At 59.8% G+C, this 18,926-nt stretch carries 13 protein-coding genes and 1 riboswitch; of the genes, 12 read left to right on the plus strand and 1 reads right to left on the minus strand.

From position 1 onward, the window contains the following. Positions 1 to 86 precede the first annotated feature (86 nt). The 4 genes from AC5ZG5_RS20815 (at position 87) to AC5ZG5_RS20830 (ending at position 5,377) form a co-directional block, all read left to right on the plus strand. Entirely contained in the window at positions 87 to 629 is a 543-nt protein-coding gene (locus AC5ZG5_RS20815) for a MarR family transcriptional regulator (RefSeq protein WP_456643756.1), read from the plus strand. A 91-nt stretch (positions 630 to 720) separates the two neighbouring features. Then, positions 721 to 920: riboswitch (cobalamin riboswitch) on the plus strand. A 250-nt stretch (positions 921 to 1,170) separates the two neighbouring features. Further along, positions 1,171 to 3,321 carry a TonB-dependent receptor gene (locus AC5ZG5_RS20820; protein WP_456643755.1) on the plus strand — a complete coding sequence of 717 codons (2,151 nt, stop codon included), beginning with the start codon at positions 1,171 to 1,173 and terminating at the stop codon, positions 3,319 to 3,321. Between the two features lie 2 nt (positions 3,322 to 3,323). After that, the gene (locus AC5ZG5_RS20825; protein WP_456643754.1) at positions 3,324 to 4,772 is read left to right on the plus strand and encodes a PepSY domain-containing protein; all 1,449 of its coding nucleotides are present in this window, start codon (positions 3,324 to 3,326) and stop codon (positions 4,770 to 4,772) included. A gap of 134 nt (positions 4,773 to 4,906) precedes the next feature. Next, the gene (locus AC5ZG5_RS20830) at positions 4,907 to 5,377 is read left to right on the plus strand and encodes a MarR family winged helix-turn-helix transcriptional regulator (RefSeq protein ID WP_130223240.1); all 471 of its coding nucleotides are present in this window, start codon (positions 4,907 to 4,909) and stop codon (positions 5,375 to 5,377) included. A gap of 117 nt (positions 5,378 to 5,494) precedes the next feature. Here the strand turns inward: AC5ZG5_RS20830 and AC5ZG5_RS20835 are convergent, their stop codons facing one another. After that, a complete protein-coding gene (locus AC5ZG5_RS20835; RefSeq protein WP_130223242.1) occupies positions 5,495 to 7,099 on the minus strand; it encodes a porin in 1,605 nt (534 codons plus the stop codon). 607 nt (positions 7,100 to 7,706) lie between these two features. On the opposite strand from AC5ZG5_RS20835, the gene AC5ZG5_RS20840 reads away from it, so the two are divergent. The 8 genes from AC5ZG5_RS20840 (at position 7,707) to AC5ZG5_RS20875 (ending at position 18,743) form a co-directional block, all read left to right on the plus strand. Continuing rightward, complete coding sequence (locus AC5ZG5_RS20840) at positions 7,707 to 7,853, plus strand: hypothetical protein (protein ID WP_165435048.1); 147 nt, start codon at positions 7,707 to 7,709, stop codon at positions 7,851 to 7,853. Between the two features lie 847 nt (positions 7,854 to 8,700). Continuing rightward, complete coding sequence (locus tag AC5ZG5_RS20845) at positions 8,701 to 9,708, plus strand: AraC family transcriptional regulator (RefSeq protein ID WP_456643753.1); 1,008 nt, start codon at positions 8,701 to 8,703, stop codon at positions 9,706 to 9,708. A gap of 162 nt (positions 9,709 to 9,870) precedes the next feature. Continuing rightward, on the plus strand, positions 9,871 to 10,737 hold the full coding sequence (locus tag AC5ZG5_RS20850; protein ID WP_456643752.1) for an AraC family transcriptional regulator: 867 nt from the start codon (positions 9,871 to 9,873) through the stop codon (positions 10,735 to 10,737). Between the two features lie 167 nt (positions 10,738 to 10,904). Next, positions 10,905 to 11,648, plus strand: a complete 744-nt coding sequence (locus AC5ZG5_RS20855) for a S1 family peptidase (RefSeq protein ID WP_456643751.1) — start codon at positions 10,905 to 10,907, stop codon at positions 11,646 to 11,648. A gap of 283 nt (positions 11,649 to 11,931) precedes the next feature. Continuing rightward, a complete protein-coding gene (locus tag AC5ZG5_RS20860) occupies positions 11,932 to 12,876 on the plus strand; it encodes a helix-turn-helix transcriptional regulator (protein ID WP_456643750.1) in 945 nt (314 codons plus the stop codon). Between the two features lie 390 nt (positions 12,877 to 13,266). Further along, a complete protein-coding gene (locus AC5ZG5_RS20865; protein ID WP_456643749.1) occupies positions 13,267 to 14,931 on the plus strand; it encodes an arylsulfatase in 1,665 nt (554 codons plus the stop codon). A gap of 225 nt (positions 14,932 to 15,156) precedes the next feature. Beyond that, positions 15,157 to 16,215, plus strand: coding sequence for an HAD family hydrolase (locus tag AC5ZG5_RS20870; RefSeq protein ID WP_456643748.1), 1,059 nt, complete (start codon positions 15,157 to 15,159; stop codon positions 16,213 to 16,215). A gap of 395 nt (positions 16,216 to 16,610) precedes the next feature. Beyond that, positions 16,611 to 18,743: a tetratricopeptide repeat protein gene (locus AC5ZG5_RS20875; protein ID WP_456643747.1), complete on the plus strand. Its 2,133-nt coding sequence runs from the start codon at positions 16,611 to 16,613 to the stop codon at positions 18,741 to 18,743. The last annotated feature ends 183 nt before the right edge of the window (positions 18,744 to 18,926 follow it).

An 18,926-nucleotide genomic window follows, 5' to 3' on the forward strand; every position in this document is an offset into this window, starting at 1 on the left:
GTACAAGTTTATTGTGATATTTGGTCGTTGCGGGACGTCTGGCTGGGACCTAGATTGTCGGTTAAGGAGGTGGCGGATTCACAGGGATGGTCGGTTTGGTGAAGCAGCAGAATTCCTCTCACGCCTCTAAGGCGCAGTCAGAAGTCCCAGCCGATCTTCGCAAAAAGACTCTGAAGGCGTTTTTGCTGCATTTCTTCGCCAACGTGATTCTTGCCGCGGACGCCGAAGCCGCACTGGAGCCCTACGGTCTCACCCGCCTGCACAATCGTGTGTTGGTTCTGACCGCGATGAATCCGGGAGCGACGGTCAGTGATCTCTTGCGTGCGATGCGTGTATCGCACCAGAATTTGAATCCGACCATGCGGCAACTCATCAAGGACGGCCTGCTGATCGCGAAGATTGGCGAAGAGGACCGAAGGCAGAAACGACTCTACCCTACGGCCAAAGGCCGCAAACTTGTTCAGACAGTGCTCCGCCGACAGTTCGCGCGCCTGGAGGCCGCTTTGGCCGATTGCGGCCCTGATGCGACGAATGCGTTCCTCGCCGTGCACGAGAAGCTTGTAGACAAGGACGATCTGAGATGGGCAGAGCGGCTTGCGGAAGATCCCTCTGGACTCGCAGATGTTTGATACCAAGGACGGCTTGGCCGGCCGGCCCGACGTGGCTTCTCCGCTCCGTCCAGAGCCTGCAATGAGAGGATTGACTTCGGCTCAGACAACCTCCTAGATCACGACTGACGGTTCCCCTTACGGGGATCAAAAGGGAACGCGGTGCGGGGACTTCTCCTCTATGCCGCGGCTGCCCCCGCAACTGTGAGCGGCGAATCTTTCGTCATGCGCCACTGGGAGCCTCGGTCCTGGGAAGGCGACGAAGGGTTGGGACCCGCAAGCCAGGAGACCTGCCGTCAGCCGTGGTCACACGCAAAAATGTCGGTCGGGGAGTACAGACATTGTTTTCGACCGGCGTGCCATAGGCACGTTCGAGCGAGACCTCGTTTGCGGTGACGTGCCACTGACGTCATACCGAGGTCTGCTCGTGCTCTCTATCGTTACTATCGTAAGGCAGCGTGATGCTGCCCGGCTCGCTTTCAGATACTTCCTGCCGGTTCTCCTGCTCGAATCTTCTTCGGCAAACGCCCAGCAGCCTGCGACGTCCCATGTCTTGCCTCCCGTGAGCGTTATCCAGCCGCAAAAGCCTGCGGCAAAGCGTATCAATGATCAGCGTTCAACTTCCGCAGCGCGACCTGCGCAATCTCAGTCGAGCCGGAGCCCGGCGGCGCGAAGCACCACGCCCTCGACCGCAACGTCCGACACGCCATCTCCGACGCTAAACCTGAACAAGCAGAACGCGAGTGGCAGCCGCCTCAACCTCACTCCGCTGCAGACGCCCGCCAGCGTCGAAACGATTACGTCGCAGACCATCGCAGAACGCGGCCAGCATAGTGTCACGGACGCGGTCACCCAGAACGCAGTGGGCTTTACCGCGAGCCCGGCGCCCGGCAATGGCGGCCTCTCGTTCAGCACGCGCGGCTTCACCGGAAGCAATTCGGTGATGACGCTGTATGATGGCACTCGCCTCTATGTTGGCGCAGGAACCGTGACCTTTCCGTTCGATACGTGGTCGGCGGATCGCATCGAGGTCATGCGCGGGCCAGCCTCCGTTCTGTACGGGGAAGGCGCAATTGGTGGGATCATCAATGTGATCCCCAAGAAACCGGTCACGACGCCCTACAACGATGCCGAGATATCGCTCGACACCAATACGACGCGACGCATTGCGGTGGATAGCGGCGGCCCGATCAATCCGAACGTATCCTATCGCGTCAATGCCATCGGCAACATGTCGAACGGCTGGGTTGATCGCGACCAGACGTCGAATGTTGCGGTCTCCGCCGCGGTGCGTGTCCAGGCCGCCGAAAACCTCGCTTTCACACTCTCGAACGACTACAGCAATCGAAGCCCCTCGCGCTATTTCGGCACACCGCTGATCAACGGCGGGATCGACGACACGTTGCGGTTCAAGAACTACAACGTGCTCGACAGCGCGATCCGCTATCAGGATAACTGGAGCCAGTTCAAGACCGAGTGGGACGTGACGGAAGGAGTCAAGGTCCAGAACACACTCTACTACCTGACCAGCCGTCGGCATTGGCGTGATGTCGAGAACTATAGTTGGAATCCTGCGACACGGTTGATCGACCGAACCAGCTACATCGAGATCTTCCACGACCAGGCTCAGGTCGGTAACCGGATGGACGCAACGTTTCGTGGTCATCTGCTGGGCTTCGCCAACGAGTTCGTTGCGGGCTTCGACGTCAACCGGATCGATTTTACCCACACCAACAATTCGCCCTATGGCGGCGCATCTTCGGTTAGTCCCTATGCCGGCGACATGGGGTCTTTTGCGACCTCCACGACGCGAACCACGCCCGGCTACAATGCGATCGTCAATCAATATGCGTTGTTTGCCGAGGACCGGCTGTCGCTAACCGATCAGTTGTCCGTTGTAAGCGGCATCAGGTTCGACCGGCCGGATGTCGACCGCACCGATTACAGGACACCAACGAATAATTTCGATATCTCGCTGTCGGGTACGAGCTGGCGAACCGGCGTGGTCTACACGCCCGTCTCGAACCTCGCCTTTTACGGACAATATGCGACAGCCGTTGATCCCGTCACCAATCTCATCTCGCTGTCGGCCACGCAGAAAACCTTCCAGCTTGCCACGGGCAAGCAAACCGAGGTTGGGGTCAAGCAATCATTCTGGGGCGGCCGTGGTGAATGGACGCTGGCAGGTTACGAAATCGTCAAGAACAACCTGCTGGTCCCGGATCCCAACAATCCCGCCGGCCTGGCGCTGCAAGTCGGCCAGCAATCGTCGCGCGGGATCGAAGCATCGATCGGCCTGGCACTGAATGATGGTTGGCGCGTCGATGCCAATCTCGCGGTGCTGCGGGCCCGGTACGACAACTTCAGCCAGGTGGTGGGCGGCAAACTCGTCAGCTACGCCGGCAACGTTCCGACGAATGTGCCGCAGCAGGTATCGAACGTGTGGCTGACCTGGGACTTCGCGCCGAACTGGTCCGTCTACGGCGGCGTGCAGATCGTAGGGCAAACATTCTCCGATAACGCCAATACCCAGCTTCGCCCCGCCTACACCGTGGTCAACGGCGGACTGCGCTGGAAGCCTGACGGGCAAACCACGGTGGCGCTTCGCCTCTACAATCTCTTCGACACTGTCTACGCCACGTCCGCCCCTTCCGGGCAATGGCTGCTCGGCATGCCGCGAACGGCAGAAGTGTCTGTCAACGTGAAGTTCTGATCATGCGCCGCGCGTTGATCCGGAAAGGACGGCGGTGGCTTTACATCACCCATCGCTGGATCGGCATCGCGACCTGCCTGTTGTTCGCGATGTGGTTCGTCTCGGGCATCGTCATGATGTACGTGGCGTTCCCGCAGTTGACCGATCGCGAGCGCTGGGCGGCGCTGCCACCGATCGCTTGGGACCGCGTGCTCGTGGCGCCCGATCGAGCCATGGCCATTGCCGGTGTTGCGAACTATCCGCGCGATCTTCGCCTCGTCATGCTGAACGATATCCCCGTCTATCGGCTGCTGGACTGGAACGGCGCACGCAAGACCATATCGGCAACGGACGGTCATCCGATCGAGGACATCACGACCGAGCAGGCGCTGGCGATCGCCCGCCATCATCCGAATGCCGTGCATCCAAGACTGATTGGCACAATCGAACGCGATCAATGGAGTGTCACGGCGCGCTATGATCCCTTGCGGCCGCTCCTCCTGGTGTCGCTAGGAGATGAAGCCGGAACCGAGCTCTATGTCTCGGCGAAGACCGGTGAACTGGCGCTCGACACCACGCGACGTGAGCGGATCTGGAATTGGCTAGGCTCGATCCCACACTGGATCTATCCCACGGTCCTCCGCCAGGATGGCGCAACTTGGCGGCAAGTCGTGCTCTGGATATCAGGAATCTGCCTCGTGGTGGCGGTTACCGGTTTCTGGATCGGCATTCTACGGCTGCGATTGCGCCAGCGTTATGCCCGGGGCAACGTCACGCCTTATCGGGGATGGATGGCCTGGCATCACATCGCCGGATTGATCGGCGGCATCTTCGTCCTGACGTGGACATTCAGCGGTTGGCTGTCGCTTAATCCGGGCGAGTATTTTGCAGGCCGAGGCCCGAGCCGGGAGATGGCGGTCCGATATGCTGGGCATGATGCGCCGCGGATTGTCGCAGCCTTCCAATCGATGCCTCCGCTCGGGGCGGTCGAAGCTCGCTTTGTCTGGCTCGGCGGCCATCCGCTGATGGTGCTCACCGACCGCGACGGCGATCAGACTGTTGCCGATCCGGCAAGCGGCGCCACGAAGGTGCTTTCCGACGACGAGATTTTCTCAGCGGCGAATAGCTTGTTGCCAAACGCCGCGGTGACCGCGCGCCTGCGCCTCCAGCAGTTCGATGATTATTGGTATTCGCATCACAATGAGCGGCTTCTGCCGGTGTTGCGCGTGGGCTTCGACGACGCGGCTGAGAGCTGGTTCTACATTGATCCGCGCAATGGCGATATTCTCGGCCGCGTCGACAACAGCCGCCGGGCGTATCGCTGGCTGTTCAATGCGCTGCACAGTCTCGATTTTCCGCCGCTGCTGCGCCATCGCCCAGCATGGGACATCGCGGTGTTGCTGCTGTCGCTCATTGGAATGATCATATCGACGAGTGGCATCGTCATAGGCTGGCGGCGACTGCGATCCTAGGGACAATGTCCGGCGCGCGGTGACAGCCAAGAGATCAGGACAAAGGCCGCAGCAGCCAAGCCGAATCTCCTTTACAAAACCTGAGCGCGAGATCAGTATCTCTACACGCGGAGATTTCACGTCGGCAGGTTTCCATGAGAAACTACGAAGCGAGCCGCAGGTTCATTTCGGAAGTCACCGCAATGGTCAGTCGTCTGGAGGCCATTCGCCACTACTGGGCGCGGCATCTCGGCATAACCGATGCTCAGTGGATCATTATTGTTGCCTTGGCCGAGTTAGACGGACGCGAGGGTGTATCCGTCGAGGCCATTGCGAAGACGCTGCAGGTGAATACATCTTTTGTCGTGAGGCAATTGAAACTGTTGGAGAGAGCGGGTCTGCTTCAACGTGAGTCCCCCTCCTCGAACACTCAGCTAGCAACTCTCTCTTTGACAGAAGCTGCCTACGCGCATCTGGCGATGCTGTCGTCTGAACAAGATGCGCTGCATGAGTTCATTCTGGCTGAGTTTGGACGCCCTGAACTCGACAGGGTGATCGACAGGCTCGCCAGTTTGAACCATCAGCTTGAAAAGGCCGCGGACGAAAAGGCCCCGCTATCTTCGTAGCGCAGTCTATCCGAGGCCGCGTCCTCACTGCACCGCATAGCAAACCTTGTCGCGCAAACAGAAACCCCCGGCAATCGCTTGCCGGGGGCCTTGATTAAGATTCCTTTGACGAGTGGATCAGAAGTTGCGCTGAACGCGGACGTTCAAGCTGTACGTATCCTGGTCCCTGAAGTCGTACCGAGCGGTCGGCATCGGCGCCGATGGGGTAAGGATAGCGGAGCCAGTGAACTTCTGGTCGAGATGGAACCACATGAATTCGGCCGAGAACGTCAGGTTCTTGACCGGGGTCCAGCGGGTGATCGTACCGAGCTGCGAGACATTGAAGTCAGGGTTACAGCTGAAGTCGGCACTGACCGCCGAGAGGCGGGCAGCAGTGAAGGTGGAGCAGACGAAGAATTTTGCCGTGTTATCGTAGCTGACCGCCGAATAGCTGCCGAACAAGCTGCTCGACCAGTAAGGATCCCAGTTGTGGTTATACGCACCACGGACGCCCCATGCTGTCGTCAGATGGATTTTCCCATCAGCACCAAACAACGGGCCTGCAAGGCCGGCCGGTGCCCACACCCCGTCAGTCACCGCCCCGAAGCCGATGCTTCCGAAGGAGCCGAAATTATTGGCGCCACCGAAGATCGTGAAGGGGTTAGGCGATGTCGCCGACGTCGAGATCACCTGTTTGGTGTTACCTTTGGCAAAGGTGGCATCGATCTTGAAGTCGTCGCCGGGGCCGGTCGGGATGTTCTTGATCTGCAACGCAGCCATCACCGCACCACCCCACTTGGTGTCGGGGTGACCGGAGAGTTCAGACAGGTTGGTCGGCGCCGCACCCGGCAGACCGGTTGCACCGGCGGGAGCACCGACCGTATTCAGGACGTTGTAGGAGCCGTTGACTTCATGTGCCGAAGCCGAAATCTGGAACAGACCCCAAGCCTGATCGATGCGGATGTTACCGACGACGTCCGGCGCATGCACACCGGCATAGGCGTTGGCGACAGCGCCCTGTGACGTGAGCGGCACGGTCAGGTTGGCCACGACGGTGCGGTCGAAGACGGTCGGATCATCAAGGCCGATGGTGCCCGAGATGCCGTTGCCGAACTGCGCAGTGTACTGGATGTTGTTCACGCCGGTGACGGTGTCATGACCGCCGAGCAGGAACGACGAGTTGTTGCCCGGATAACCATGCCATGGCGTCGCGAAGGCCGAAGCCGACTTACCGAAGGTGAAGCCCGCGAACTGAATGAACACGAATTCGACCGCGACATAGCCGCCGCCGGGGGTGTCAAGCAGGTTGGCGCTTGCGACCGGCAGGCTCTGGTTGATCGAGTTCGGGTTGTAGGTGTTGTTGCCGAGCGTCGAGAACTGGAAGTCGGCCTGACCGAAGGTGCGGACGACGCCATATTCCGTTGCTGTGCGGGTATCGACCGTCAGCGCCATACGGGAGCGGGCGGAGAAGTAGTCTTGATAGCGGTTGGTTTGACCCGCATCACCGCTCCAGGCTGGCGCGTTGTAGATGCCGCCGTTGAACGTGGTGTCGACACGCAGGTAGCCACCGATCTTCATGCAGGTGTCGGTGCCAGGGATGTACCAGAAACCGGCGCCGTAAAGCGAACAGATCCTCACGTACTCGACCGCTTTGGCCTTGACGGGAAGATCGGCCGCCTGTGCCCCGCCCATGGCGAGCAGACCCGCCGCTGAGCCGAGGATAAGGCTCTTAACCATCTTCATGTTAAACCTCCAAGTTGCTCTATAAGGAAGAGCTGCGGATCCGCCGGGTAAACACCCTGAAGCTGATTCCCTAGTCCCCCCAAAACCCGTCAAGCCGCTTCGCGCTTTCGGACTCCCGCGAAAACGCGAGGGACTTAAGCGAACCACCAAGAACGGGACGACTTCGGGATGCCCCCCTCCGTCGCTGTTCCATAAGAAACGAAGGTCTCCTAAGGCGCAACAAGAGAGAGAGGACTCCGCAGGCGCCTTCGCTTCTTTTCGGACGCATGTTGCACAAATATCACGGCACCGTGAGTGCGCGTGATCGAATAACACACTGAAATGATTAGCTTATTTTTCCTCAGCGTCAGACCGAAATTTAGGCACTCATCAGAAGGGAACTCGATAGCGCGTGCGCGGAGAGGTTTACGACGGCACGAGATGATCCCCACGAGAGAATCATCGGGAGAATCATTCTTCCTTGATGTCGCCGATCGATTGATGGACCGATGTGCCTCGCAAACCCGCCAAGACCTTGCGGCGAAGGAGCCGACGAAGGCGCAGGCGGTCGACCAGGCGATCAATGAGAGGTTGTCGCTGGCTCAAGATCAGGTGCTCACGCTGCAAGATGCCGCATGGCATCGATCTCGCCATCCTGCCGCACATGGCGACCATGGCAGTCCATGAGCTTGCCATCCGGCTGCACCGCCAGGAATGCGCCGAGCAGGTGCTCCAGCTAGCGTTGCAGGGCACATCGCCCGGTCCGCCCCATTGATCTACGTCAATATGTAGTTGTTACCGTTCTTCCCTTTATTGCGGGCGGCCTTGGCACCGTGGGCGAGCCGAGCACCTTTCGGATTGTCGTAACGCCCGCCCCGATCGGATCGAGACCCGCGCTACGCTGCTATCCAACGTCTTCAAGGAGGAAAAATATGCTGAACATGCGAACACTGTTGGCAGTCGCCATACTTCCATTCCTTGCAATCTCATCATCGGCACAAACAGGACAACAGATGGATAGGACTAGGGCCATACGCGCCGAATGCTTCAGGCAGGCCAATGAGGCGGCAAGAGCCCAAGTGGGCATGGCTTCTGCTAATCCCGCTGCCACTGCCGAAGGGAACGCTGTTGGCGCAGACGCCTATTACTCGTGCATCCGTAGAAGCGGACTCCGAAGGTAAACACACCCCTCGCCGAGGATCGGTCTCACCTGCATCCACTTGCGCTTGGACCGCCGAAATATCCCGGCGCGCGAGATACTCACGCAGGTCCGGCAGATCCTCGACGAGTGCTGCCGCCAATGCACAAGCACTTGCCGTACAGGTTATTGCGACCGCCGTCGTCTGAACCAGCTGCGATGCCGCGCTGTCATCGACACGGCTATCATCGACGTGCAGAGCAATATGCATTTTGTGCCAAGTATTCGAGCAGTTGCCCACAGGTAATACTGGTCCTACAATACAACCGAGATCTCGGCCCGCCTCGGATCTCGAATCGACTTGATGGCGTTGCCCGCTCTTCTTTTGCGACCGAAATCGCTCTTCCCGATTCCCAGTGTTCTCCTTGCTGTAAGCTTAGTTGTCCCGAGTGATTAGTAGCTCTGTTTTCGGGAGAGAACAGAAATGGCGTGGAGTAAAGTTTTTAATTTATCTGATCCGTCACAGTGCAAGGCAGTTATTTGGTCCGCGGACATAGAACTTTTTCCGACGGCGAAAGGAAGCTTTCATGCCGAAATTGCGCAGATCGGCATAAACAGGCTTTTGGTGCAACGATATCAAGTGTCGCTTCCGCAGGTTAACACCCTCGCGATCAGTCCAGGCCGCAGATCAATTGGCTTTCTTACCGAACCCAATGAATCGGCCTTCCTGCACTGCGGCCTGGAGGTCTTGGCCAGCGATCTCGTCGTAAACAGGTCCGACGTCATACATCAACGATCTGGCGCAAACCTCCACTATGGCACGATCTCTCTCGCGGCTGATGACTTTGATGCTGCTGCCGAGGCAGTACTCGGTCGCGAGTTTGTCGAAATGCCGCAGAATCGAATTGTCCGCCCGCATTCTGCGGCGATGCTCCGACTGCTGAAACTGCACAAGAGCATTGGGCTGCTCGCTCATGACATGCCGGATGTTCTCGAAATCCCGGAAGTGGGGCGGGCACTCGAGAATGAGCTCACTTATGTCATGGTGAGGTGCGTTGCCGAAGGCGCCGCTGTAGAGTCGAGGACCGGTAGCCGTCGTCACGACGCCATCGTCGCACGATTTGAGGAATTCCTGGAGGCCAATCCCGACCGGCCGCTTTATCTTGCGGAAATCTGCGCAGCGACTGGCGTCGCGGAGCGCACGCTCCGCGCCTCCTGCGAAGAGCATTTAGGAATGGGGCCGATCCGTTATCTCGCCCTGCGCCGAATGCACCTCGTACACCGCGCGCTCCTGAGCTCGGACCATTCAAAGCGGACCGTCACCCAGATTGTCACCGACCACGGTTTTTGGGAACTCGGCCGCTTTTCGGTTGCCTACCACGCACTGTTTGGCGAGGCGCCATCGCATACCTTGCGGCGATCGGTCGAGCTGCCGGAAACGCGTCCCAATCGCCCAACATCGCTTGCAGCCACAAACTTGCGGGCAGCTTGAGCCAGACAGGGACTTAATACAATGTCGTGGGCAAGAGTTCTCAGATTTACCGATCCGTTTCCCTGTCAGGCGGCCGTTCAAGCGACTGATGTCGAGATACTCCCCACAACGAAGGGAGATTTTTGGGCCGAGATTACACAGATTGGCATGACCAGACTTTGGATGCAGCGTTTCACTGTATCTTTGCCGCAAATCAGCAACGTTGCGTGCAGACCCGACCGGCGATCGATCATCTTTCTCACCGAATCCAATTCGTCCCCACTACAGCACTGTGGCCAAGACGTCTTGCCTGGTGACATCATCATTAACAGAACTGACGTTGCACATCATCGATCCGGCCATGATTATCATTTAGGGGCGATGTCTCTCCCGATCGATGAATTCGACGCCGCGGTCGAAGCGATAGCTGGCGGTGGTTTCAGCAAGCGGCTGGATGAGCGTAGCGTTCACCCGAATCCTGCGTTGATGTCGCGGCTGCTGAAGCTGCACAAGGTGGTCGGACAACTCGCCCATGAAACCCCCGATGTACTCGCAATACCGGAAGTGCTTCGTGCCCTCGAGAGCGAACTGGTGCATGTCATGGTCCGGTGCCTTGCGGAAGGCATCGTGCTGGAAACGACCATGGGCGACCGTCGCCATGACGCGATCGTCGCGCGGTTCGAGGAATTTTTGGAGGCCAATCCCGACCGCCCACTTTATCTCACGGAAATCTGCGCGGCGATTGGTGTCGCCGAACGCACCCTTCGCGCCTCCTGTGAGGAACATTTTGGCATGGGACCGATCCGTTATCTCACCTTGCGCCGAATGCACCTTGTGCGGCGGGCGCTCTTGAGGTCGGACCCATCAACGGCAACTGTCACGCAAATCGTGGCCGACCACGGCTTTTGGGAACTGGGGCGCTTTTCAGTTGCCTACCGAATGTTCTTCGGAGAAACGCCGTCGTGCACCTTGCGGCGCCCGCCGGCGGACCCGAGGGTTCGGCTCGACCGCCCATCAACCCTTGCTTTTGCCGGGCCCGGCCTCGCCTGAACCGGGTGCGCGTGATCGCAAACGCGCGGTCGCCTGCGACAAAATCATGCCACTACGCGCGGAAAAATCGCTAAATTCGGAAAAACCTCCGGATAAGGCGGTGAGCTCTATTGCTCTCTTGCAGGCTTCGGTCCCCCCTGCAAGAGGGGAGAAGGAGGCCCTTTGGAATGCGCAAACGCATTTTTTACGGGGCACTCGTTGTTTTCGTTCTGCTCGCAAATACGCAGCGGATTTCTGCGGCTTGCGTCGATCCCACACAGGTTGCGCACTCAGCCGTCAGCATCTTCAGGCATTTTGACGACGCGGAGCGCGAGTCGCATCGGGGCCTGGTCGGCGTGCGAGGCACCGGTTGGTTCCTGTCACCAACGACGATCGTCACCGCTGAACACGTCACCGCCGGCATGGAGCTATCGACGCAGGACTGGAAGCCGCTTGAGATCGTGGACGGGAACGACAGTCAATTCATCGCCGCCCGAATCCTGCGCCTGGCTGGAGGGCGGATGGAAAAGCTGGCCGTAATCGAACTCGGACGCGCCGTTATCAACGCCCAGAGTGCGGCGATCCGCCACGAGCCACTCGTTCCGGAAGAGCAGGTCGTGACGCTTGCCTATGGGGCAGGCCGCCCGCAACTCGTCGGAGGACGGTTCGTTCGATTTGGAGACGGCGGGAAGCTGTCGGGCATGGCACTCCTAGAAATGTATGAGGGCGGGAATCGCCTTATCATCGATCACGGTGCGTCGGGAGCACCGGTTCTTGATTGCGGAGGTCGCGTTACGGCGGTCCTGAGCCACGTGTTTACCCAGAACGTTGGGTGGGCCCACCGGCAGATCAGGACTTCGACAGCATGGGGAATGCCCAACGTCGCGTCCGTGCCGGTCCAGGCGTTGGAAGAATTTGCCGAGACGAGATGAGAGCCGGGTCATCGCATCGTCAGTGTCGCCACAAAATGGGCATCCGGCCACAATTGCTCCGCCAACTACGAAAGACCGCCAGCGGGCGGTCTTTCCACTGAGGGGGCACCTATGGTCGCAGCACCTGGTCGAGATTATCGACCGGCTTGCCGGATTTGCATATTCTTCACATTCCACCCCCGCCATCGACCTTCCGAACCCGCATAGCCGACGACGGCCGACTGCTTGATGCTGCCTCCCTCGATGAGACCGGACCGTGCACCGGTCCGACGGGACGGCGCAGATGGCAGAAGGCGCGACACTCACGTTTGGCGACGCTGACGGCTATGCCGCAGGATTCGGCGATGTCCGTATCAATCTAACGATAACGGGTGCCGGCGATTTCGAGGCACGGCTAACACGGTTGAGATTGAACCACCTGGAATTGTGTCGGTGCCGGGAAATCCTTCCGCGCATCGCATATATTTCGCTGCCCCCCGAACGGATATTCCTTTCTTTTCCGCTGGGTACCGCGTCCCTCGTGTCCGATGGGCTTGTCTTGCGGAACGGCGACATGGTTTTGCACGGTCGCGGCGAAAGCACCCATCAGCGCTCCCACGGCGCGTCCCAATGGGGCTTGATAGCCCTATCGCCGGACCAATTCGGGACTTGCAGCAAAGCCTTGACTGGACGGGAAATCGCGCCGCCGCCCGTGAGCAGAGTGCTCCACCCTGCCCGCGCGAATATATCAAGATTTCGTCTTCTCTTCAGAGAAGCTTGCTACCTTGCAGAGGCTGGACGGAAATTGATCGAGCGCCCCGAGGTAGCAAGAGCGCTGGAGCAGGAATTGCTCCACGCGATCATCGATTGTCTGACCGCCGACGACATCGACAACAATAACTCCAAGGCAAGACACCATCACACTGCCGTCATGCATCGATTCGAAGATGGCCTAAGCAAACGCATCGATCAAAGACTCAAAATGCCTGCGCTTTGTGCCGAGATCGGCGTGCCGGAGCGCAGCCTGCGGATGTGTTGCGCGGAGTTCCTCGGCGTAAGCCCCGCACGATATCTCTTGTTGCGGCGATTGAACCAGGCTCGTTCGGCACTGCGACGCGCCGATCCTTCGATAGCCACCGTCGCGGAGGTCGCGCGAAATCATCAATTCCTGGAGCTTGGACGCTTTGCGGTGACGTATCGCACCACCTTCGGAGAGTCGCCTTCCGTCACGCTGCAACGCGATCCGTGATCTGATCCGCCGAAAGCGCACAGCCAGCCCTGCGAAGCCGACATTAGCCTCAGCCTCGTAGGCGAGGCTTTCAATCCTTTGTGCCGATTGACGACTGCGGGCCTGGTCGCTGCGGAACGGCGGCAACGCGCTTTGGTATACCGCTTTCCATCACGCCCTCAATCTGCCGAATGTGCATAGCGCATTCAGGGCCTTTCGCCCAATTTGCCGTCGCAAAGCGTCCGACCGATTGCCGGTTGCGATCTCGCATGAACCGGCAAAGGCAAGTTGGTCGGCGGGTGGAGGTGGGCGAAGGCTGCGGCCCGGGGCTTTCGGCAGCCGCCAACTAAGGAAGCAACCATGAGCTTGTTCCGACCAATTTCGGGCGCTCTTGTCTTGGCGTGTGCCGTCATGACAGTGGCAAGCATTCCTGCCTCCGCCCAGCAGGGACAAAAACCCAACATCCTCTTCATCATGGGCGACGATATCGGATGGATGCAGCCAAGCATCTATCACCGCGGTCTGATGGTGGGAGAAACGCCTAATATCGATCGCATCGGCAACGAGGGTGCCATCTTCATGGACTACGTCGCCATGCAGAGCTGCACTTCCGGCCGCAATGCGTTCTTCACTGGCATGTATCCGCTGCGCACTGGCATGATCCCGCCACAGCTCCCGGGGAGCCCGTCCTACCTGCGGCCCGGCACGCCGGCTCTCGCCCAGTTCCTGTTCGATCTCGGCTACACCACCGGCGAATTCGGCAAGAACCATCTCGGCGACCACACCGATGCCCTGCCGACGGCACACGGCTTCCAGGAGTATTGGGGCTATCTCTATCACCTCGACGCGATGCAGGGCGTGAGCTTCCCCGACATCAACAAGACCGCGCTCCAGCAGACGGTTGCGCCGCCGTGCAAGAACACGCCGATCCCCGGCGTGCCGGAAGTGCCTGGCGCGGTGGATCCCAAGACGACGATCTGTCTAACGCCCCCGCGCAATATCCTGTCGTGCAAATCTTCGGACGGCACCAGCAAGAACCAGATGTGCAGCGGCGAGGGTCCGCTGACCCTGGAACGATCGAAGACGGTGGACGAGGAGATCTCGGAAAAAGTCATCAGCTTCCTCGACCGCAACGACCCCAAGAAGACCAATAAGCCGTTCTTCGTCTGGTACAACCCGGCTCGCATGCACGTCGTGACCGTGCTGCCGCCGAAATACGAGGCCATGGTGGGCGAGCGCGGCGGCAAGGACTGGGGCGTCAACGAAGCCGGCATGAAGCAAATGGACGACAACATCGGCCTCGTCCTCAAGAAACTCGACGACATGGGTCAGGCCGACAATACGATCGTCGTGTTCACCACTGACAATGGTGCCGAGCAGATCAGTTTCCCGGACGGCGGCATCACGCCATTCAAGGGGCAGAAGGGCGAGGCGTGGGAAGGCGGCTACCGCGCGCCAATGGTCATCAAATGGCCGGGCGTCATCAAACCGGGCACGGTGAAGAACCAGCTTTTCGCCGCCCTAGACTGGATGCCCACCCTGGTCGACATCGCCGGCGGACCCAAGGGCGACGAGTTGAAGCAGCAGATCGAGGCAGGGAGATATCCCGGCATCGTCAAGACCACCCTCGACGGCGTCAACCAGCGCGACTACCTCGTGGGCAAGTCCGAAAAGTCCGCGCGCGACTTCTTCTTCTATTTCTCGGGCGCGACGCCGTCGGCGGTACGCTACAAGAACTGGAAGATGTACTACACGATGTCACAGCCCGGGCCGGCCGGCTGGATCATGCCGCTGATCCCGTTCCATTTCACGCTGGTCCAGAACATCAAGCGTGATCCCTTCGAGCAGAATGTCGGCATCGACCAGAAATCGGCCATGAGCCTGGGCGGCACACTCGGCGCCCCGGCCACGGCTTTCCAGTACGACTGGAACCTGTTGCCGATCGGTCAGCAGCTATGGCTGCAGCACCTCCTGACGTACGAGAAATTCCCGCCGCTGCAGGCGCCGGAGAGCTACAACCTCAGCGGGATCCTGGACGAGGTCAAGAAGGCCAATTCCCGCGCAGCGAGCGACTAAGCTGCATGAAGGGAGCGCGATGTGAACAGGCAGACGCCCTACGGGGCGTCTGCACACGACAGTTGGAGCGAAAGATGGCTTCTATGCCCGCCCAGAATATTCAACCTTCGCTCCGATCCGTTCGAGCGGGCTCAGCACGAGTCCGGCGACTACGTGCGCTGGTTCATCGAACACGCCTTCCTGCTCGTGCCAGCGCAAGCGATCATGCAGAATTAGGAGACGATCATGCAGGCTCTCTTGCACTATCGCACGAACCGCCGCGTTCTGATTTCGATCTTGACGCTGTTGCCTGCCTTGTCCAGTCCGCTCCTGACGATCCCGGCATTGGCGCAAACAACGTCGCAGGCTCCATTGCCTTCATGGAACGATGGGGCCGCGAAACAGGCGATCCTCGACTTCGTGCGCGTCACGACCGACACCGCGAGCCCGAACCACGTGCCACCGGAGAATCGAATTGCCGTCTTTGACCAGGACGGCACGCTCTGGGTCGAGCATCCGATCTACACGCAAGTGCTCTACTGCCTGGAGCGCGTCCCGGCGGTGGTCGAGAAAAAGCCGGAGCTCAAGAACGTCGCGCCGTTCAAGACCGTGCTCTCGGGCGATCGGGAGGCGATCGCCAGGCTTTCCTTGCCGGACCTGGAGGAGATCCTGGCTGCGACGCTGACGGGGATGTCGGTGGAGGAGTTCAAGGCCGAAGCGAAGCAGTGGATCGCGACCGCGCGGGATCCACGCTGGAAGCGCCCCTACACCGAGCTCGTTTATCAGCCGATGCTCGAAGTCCTGCAATTCCTGCGTGATAACGGTTTCAAGACCTTTATCGTGACAGGTGGAGGGCAGGACTTCGTGCGTGTATACGCCGAACAGGTCTATGGCATCCCGCCTGAGCAGGTCGTCGGTACCGCGGGGGGAACGAAATACAGCTACGGCAAGGGCGGCGAGCCGTTTTTGACCAAGGAGCCTAAGCTTATCCTGAACGACGACAACGCCGGCAAACCGGAAGGGATTCACCTCATGATCGGACGTCGGCCGTATGCGGCGTTCGGCAACTCGACGGGCGATCGCGAGATGCTGGAGTGGACCGGTGCGGGTGCTGGTGCGCGTCTGAAGATGCTGGTGCTGCATGACGATGCCGCCCGCGAATACGCCTACGGCCCGGCACAAGGTCTGCCGGACACCAAGGTCGGCACTTTCACGCCCGCGCTCTATGACGAGGCCAGGAAGGACGGCTGGACGGTGATCAGCATGAAAAACGATTGGAAGCGAGTGTTTCCATTCGAGCAGTAGCACCGATTCTGAAGGGGACGCGGCAGACGATGGACCGGCTCAGCCGGCAATAGCGCGCAGATATTTTGCCGAATCTGCATAGCGCGGGACAGCACCAGAGGATTTGCTGGAATTCGTCCTTAGCCTGCAGCGGATAGCAATTCGTGGCGCGCAGCGACAACAGAGCAGATAGGAACCAGAGGCCACCGACGCGCGCCGCCACGTGGATAGCGATGGCAGTTCTCGCGTTGGGTGGTTGTGCACTCCTGTTTGCCATCAATGGCGGTGTCGTCCGCCCTGCGGCTTTTCGTTCAAGCAAGGCCGCCTCTGCTGCCGTCTTTGTCGGCAGTGAAGCCTGCGCCGGGTGCCATCAGGCCGAAATCGCGTTGTGGAGGGAGTCCCAGCACAAGCATGCCATGCAGCACGCGACCGCCGCTTCCGTGCTTGGGAATTTCAATGACGCCGGTTTCGACTATTTCGGCGTCCATTCGCGGTTCTTCAAGAAGGAGAACAAATTCTTCGTCGAGACGGATGGTCCTGACGGCAAGCTTGCGAACTTCGAGATCAAGTACACCTTCGGCATCGATCCGCTCCAGCAATATCTGATCGAGTTCCCCGATGGTCGTATTCAGGCGCTTTCAATCGCCTGGGATAGCCGGCCGAAGGACAAGGGCGGGCAACGCTGGTTTCATCTCTATCCCAATGAGGAGATCAAGCACGACGACGTGCTGCACTGGACCAAGCTCAATCAGAACTGGAATTTCATGTGTGCGGAGTGCCACTCCACGGGCATCCGGAAGAACTACGACGCGGCCGAGGACCGCTTTCGCACGACCTGGACGGAGATCAGCGTCGGCTGCGAGGCATGCCACGGCAAAGGCTCGCGGCACGTCGCTTGGGCGCAGAGCCAGCGGAACTGGTTTGGAAAAGACGATGACCCGCGCAAGGGGCTAGCCGTCTTGCTGAACGAGCGGGATGGCATTACTTGGCACCCCGATCCGAAGACCGGCAACCCGCAACGCAGCATCGCTCCTGCGGTGACACGCAGGGAGGTCGAGACTTGCGGATTGTGCCACGCCCGACGCGGTGAATTTTCGGAAGACTGGGTACCAGGACAACCATTGTCCGACACGCATGCCGTTTCCCTTCTTGCTCTTGGCCTGTATCACGCGGACGGGCAGATGCGCGATGAGGTGTATAACTACGGCCCGTTCAAGCAAAGCAAGATGTTCGCAGCCGGCGTGACCTGCAGCGACTGCCATGACCCTCATGCGGCCAAGCTCCGCGCTTCAGGCGACGGCGTTTGCCTGCAATGCCACGCCTCCGACAAATATGAAGTTGCCTCACATCATCGCCACGAAGGCGTTGTGCCGGCCGTGGCTTGCGCGTCGTGCCACATGCCGGTCAGCACCTACATGGTGATCGACAAGCGGCATGACCACAGCCTTCGAATTCCGAGGCCGGATCTCTCCGTAAAGCTTGGCACTCCGAATGCCTGCAACAATTGTCATGCCGACAGATCCGCACAATGGGCGGCCGACGCGATCGAGCGCTGGCACGGACCGGTCCGGAAAGGCTTTCAGAATTACGCCGAGGCTTTCCAGGCTTCCTGGACCGGCCGCGCCGACGCTGCCACACTGCTGGCTGTGGTGGCGGCCAATCCCACCGCGCCGACCATCGCACGTGCGAGCGCGCTTAGCGAACTTCATTCGCGGGTCTCGGGCGCGAATATCGAGCTTGCGCGCAAGGGATTGGCAGATGCCGACCCGATGGTGCGGGTCGCAGCGCTTGACATGCTCGACGGCCTTCCGGGCGAGCGGATCTGGCCGTTGGTCGCGCCGCTTCTTGCCGATCCAAGCGGCGGCGTTCGTATCAGGGCGGTGTCGATCTTGGCCGCCGTTCCGACCGCGGCCCAGCCCTCGGCGGACCGCGCAGCCTTCGAAGGGGCCGCTGCCGAGTTCATTGCGGCGCAACGTCTCAACGCCGACCGACCCGAGGCACGATCGACCCTCGGAAACTTCTTTGCGCGGCGCGGATTGGCAGCCGATGCAGAGAGCGAATACAAGGCGGCCCTGCGGCTCAGCCCGCAATATGCGCCTGCGGCGATCAATCTGGCGGACCTTTATCGGCAGCTTGGCCGGGACGGCGACGGAGAAAGTGTTCTGAGAACAGCGATCATATCCTCACGCCAGGATGCCGGCTTGCACCACGCCCTCGGGCTCAACCTGACGCGGCAGAAACGGCCGAACGACGCGCTTGGCGAATTCCGCACAGCCAGCGAGCTCGAACCTGACCGGTCGCGCTACGTCTATGTCTACGGCGTGGCACTACATTCGTCGGGCCGCATCGGTGAAGCGATTGAGGTCTTGAAGGCGAACCTGGCCCGTCATCCGGACGATCGCGACTCTCTATCTGCCCTCGTCTCGTTCAGCCGCGATTCCGGCAACATTGCTGCCGCCCTTGAATACGCCGAGCGACTGTCCCGCCTCATGCCGAATGACCGTGAATTGACCCGCCTCACCGACGATCTTCGCGCACGTTTGAAGTGAGTTGACAGCGCTTTCCTGCCGCTGCGGACGAACTGCGCATCGCAGGAGAGTATCGGCGGCACACCGAGTTATGTCAGTCTGCTGACCTGTCTTCAAATGTCGAACTGGAAGTGATCCTGCCTCGCAGAACAGGACCATATTTTCGTGATAGCGTGCGTAGCTCGCCGATCTTCCTCGCCGATC

This window comes from Bradyrhizobium sp. Ses1 (genome assembly GCF_059512365.1).

Bases quoted from the DNA above. Each gene is read 5' to 3' on its own strand.
- AC5ZG5_RS20815 (WP_456643756.1), top strand. From the start codon at position 87: ATGGTCGGTTTGGTGAAGCAGCAGAATTCCTCTCACGCCTCTAAGGCG.
- AC5ZG5_RS20825 (WP_456643754.1), top strand. From the start codon at position 3,324: ATGCGCCGCGCGTTGATCCGGAAAGGACGGCGGTGGCTTTACATCACC.
- AC5ZG5_RS20830 (WP_130223240.1), top strand. From the start codon at position 4,907: ATGAGAAACTACGAAGCGAGCCGCAGGTTCATTTCGGAAGTCACCGCA.
- AC5ZG5_RS20835 (WP_130223242.1), bottom strand. From the start codon at position 7,099: ATGAAGATGGTTAAGAGCCTTATCCTCGGCTCAGCGGCGGGTCTGCTC.
- AC5ZG5_RS20840 (WP_165435048.1), top strand. From the start codon at position 7,707: ATGCCGCATGGCATCGATCTCGCCATCCTGCCGCACATGGCGACCATG.
- AC5ZG5_RS20845 (WP_456643753.1), top strand. From the start codon at position 8,701: ATGGCGTGGAGTAAAGTTTTTAATTTATCTGATCCGTCACAGTGCAAG.
- AC5ZG5_RS20850 (WP_456643752.1), top strand. From the start codon at position 9,871: ATGCAGCGTTTCACTGTATCTTTGCCGCAAATCAGCAACGTTGCGTGC.
- AC5ZG5_RS20855 (WP_456643751.1), top strand. From the start codon at position 10,905: ATGCGCAAACGCATTTTTTACGGGGCACTCGTTGTTTTCGTTCTGCTC.
- AC5ZG5_RS20860 (WP_456643750.1), top strand. From the start codon at position 11,932: ATGGCAGAAGGCGCGACACTCACGTTTGGCGACGCTGACGGCTATGCC.
- AC5ZG5_RS20865 (WP_456643749.1), top strand. From the start codon at position 13,267: ATGACAGTGGCAAGCATTCCTGCCTCCGCCCAGCAGGGACAAAAACCC.
- AC5ZG5_RS20870 (WP_456643748.1), top strand. From the start codon at position 15,157: ATGCAGGCTCTCTTGCACTATCGCACGAACCGCCGCGTTCTGATTTCG.
- AC5ZG5_RS20875 (WP_456643747.1), top strand. From the start codon at position 16,611: ATGCAGCACGCGACCGCCGCTTCCGTGCTTGGGAATTTCAATGACGCC.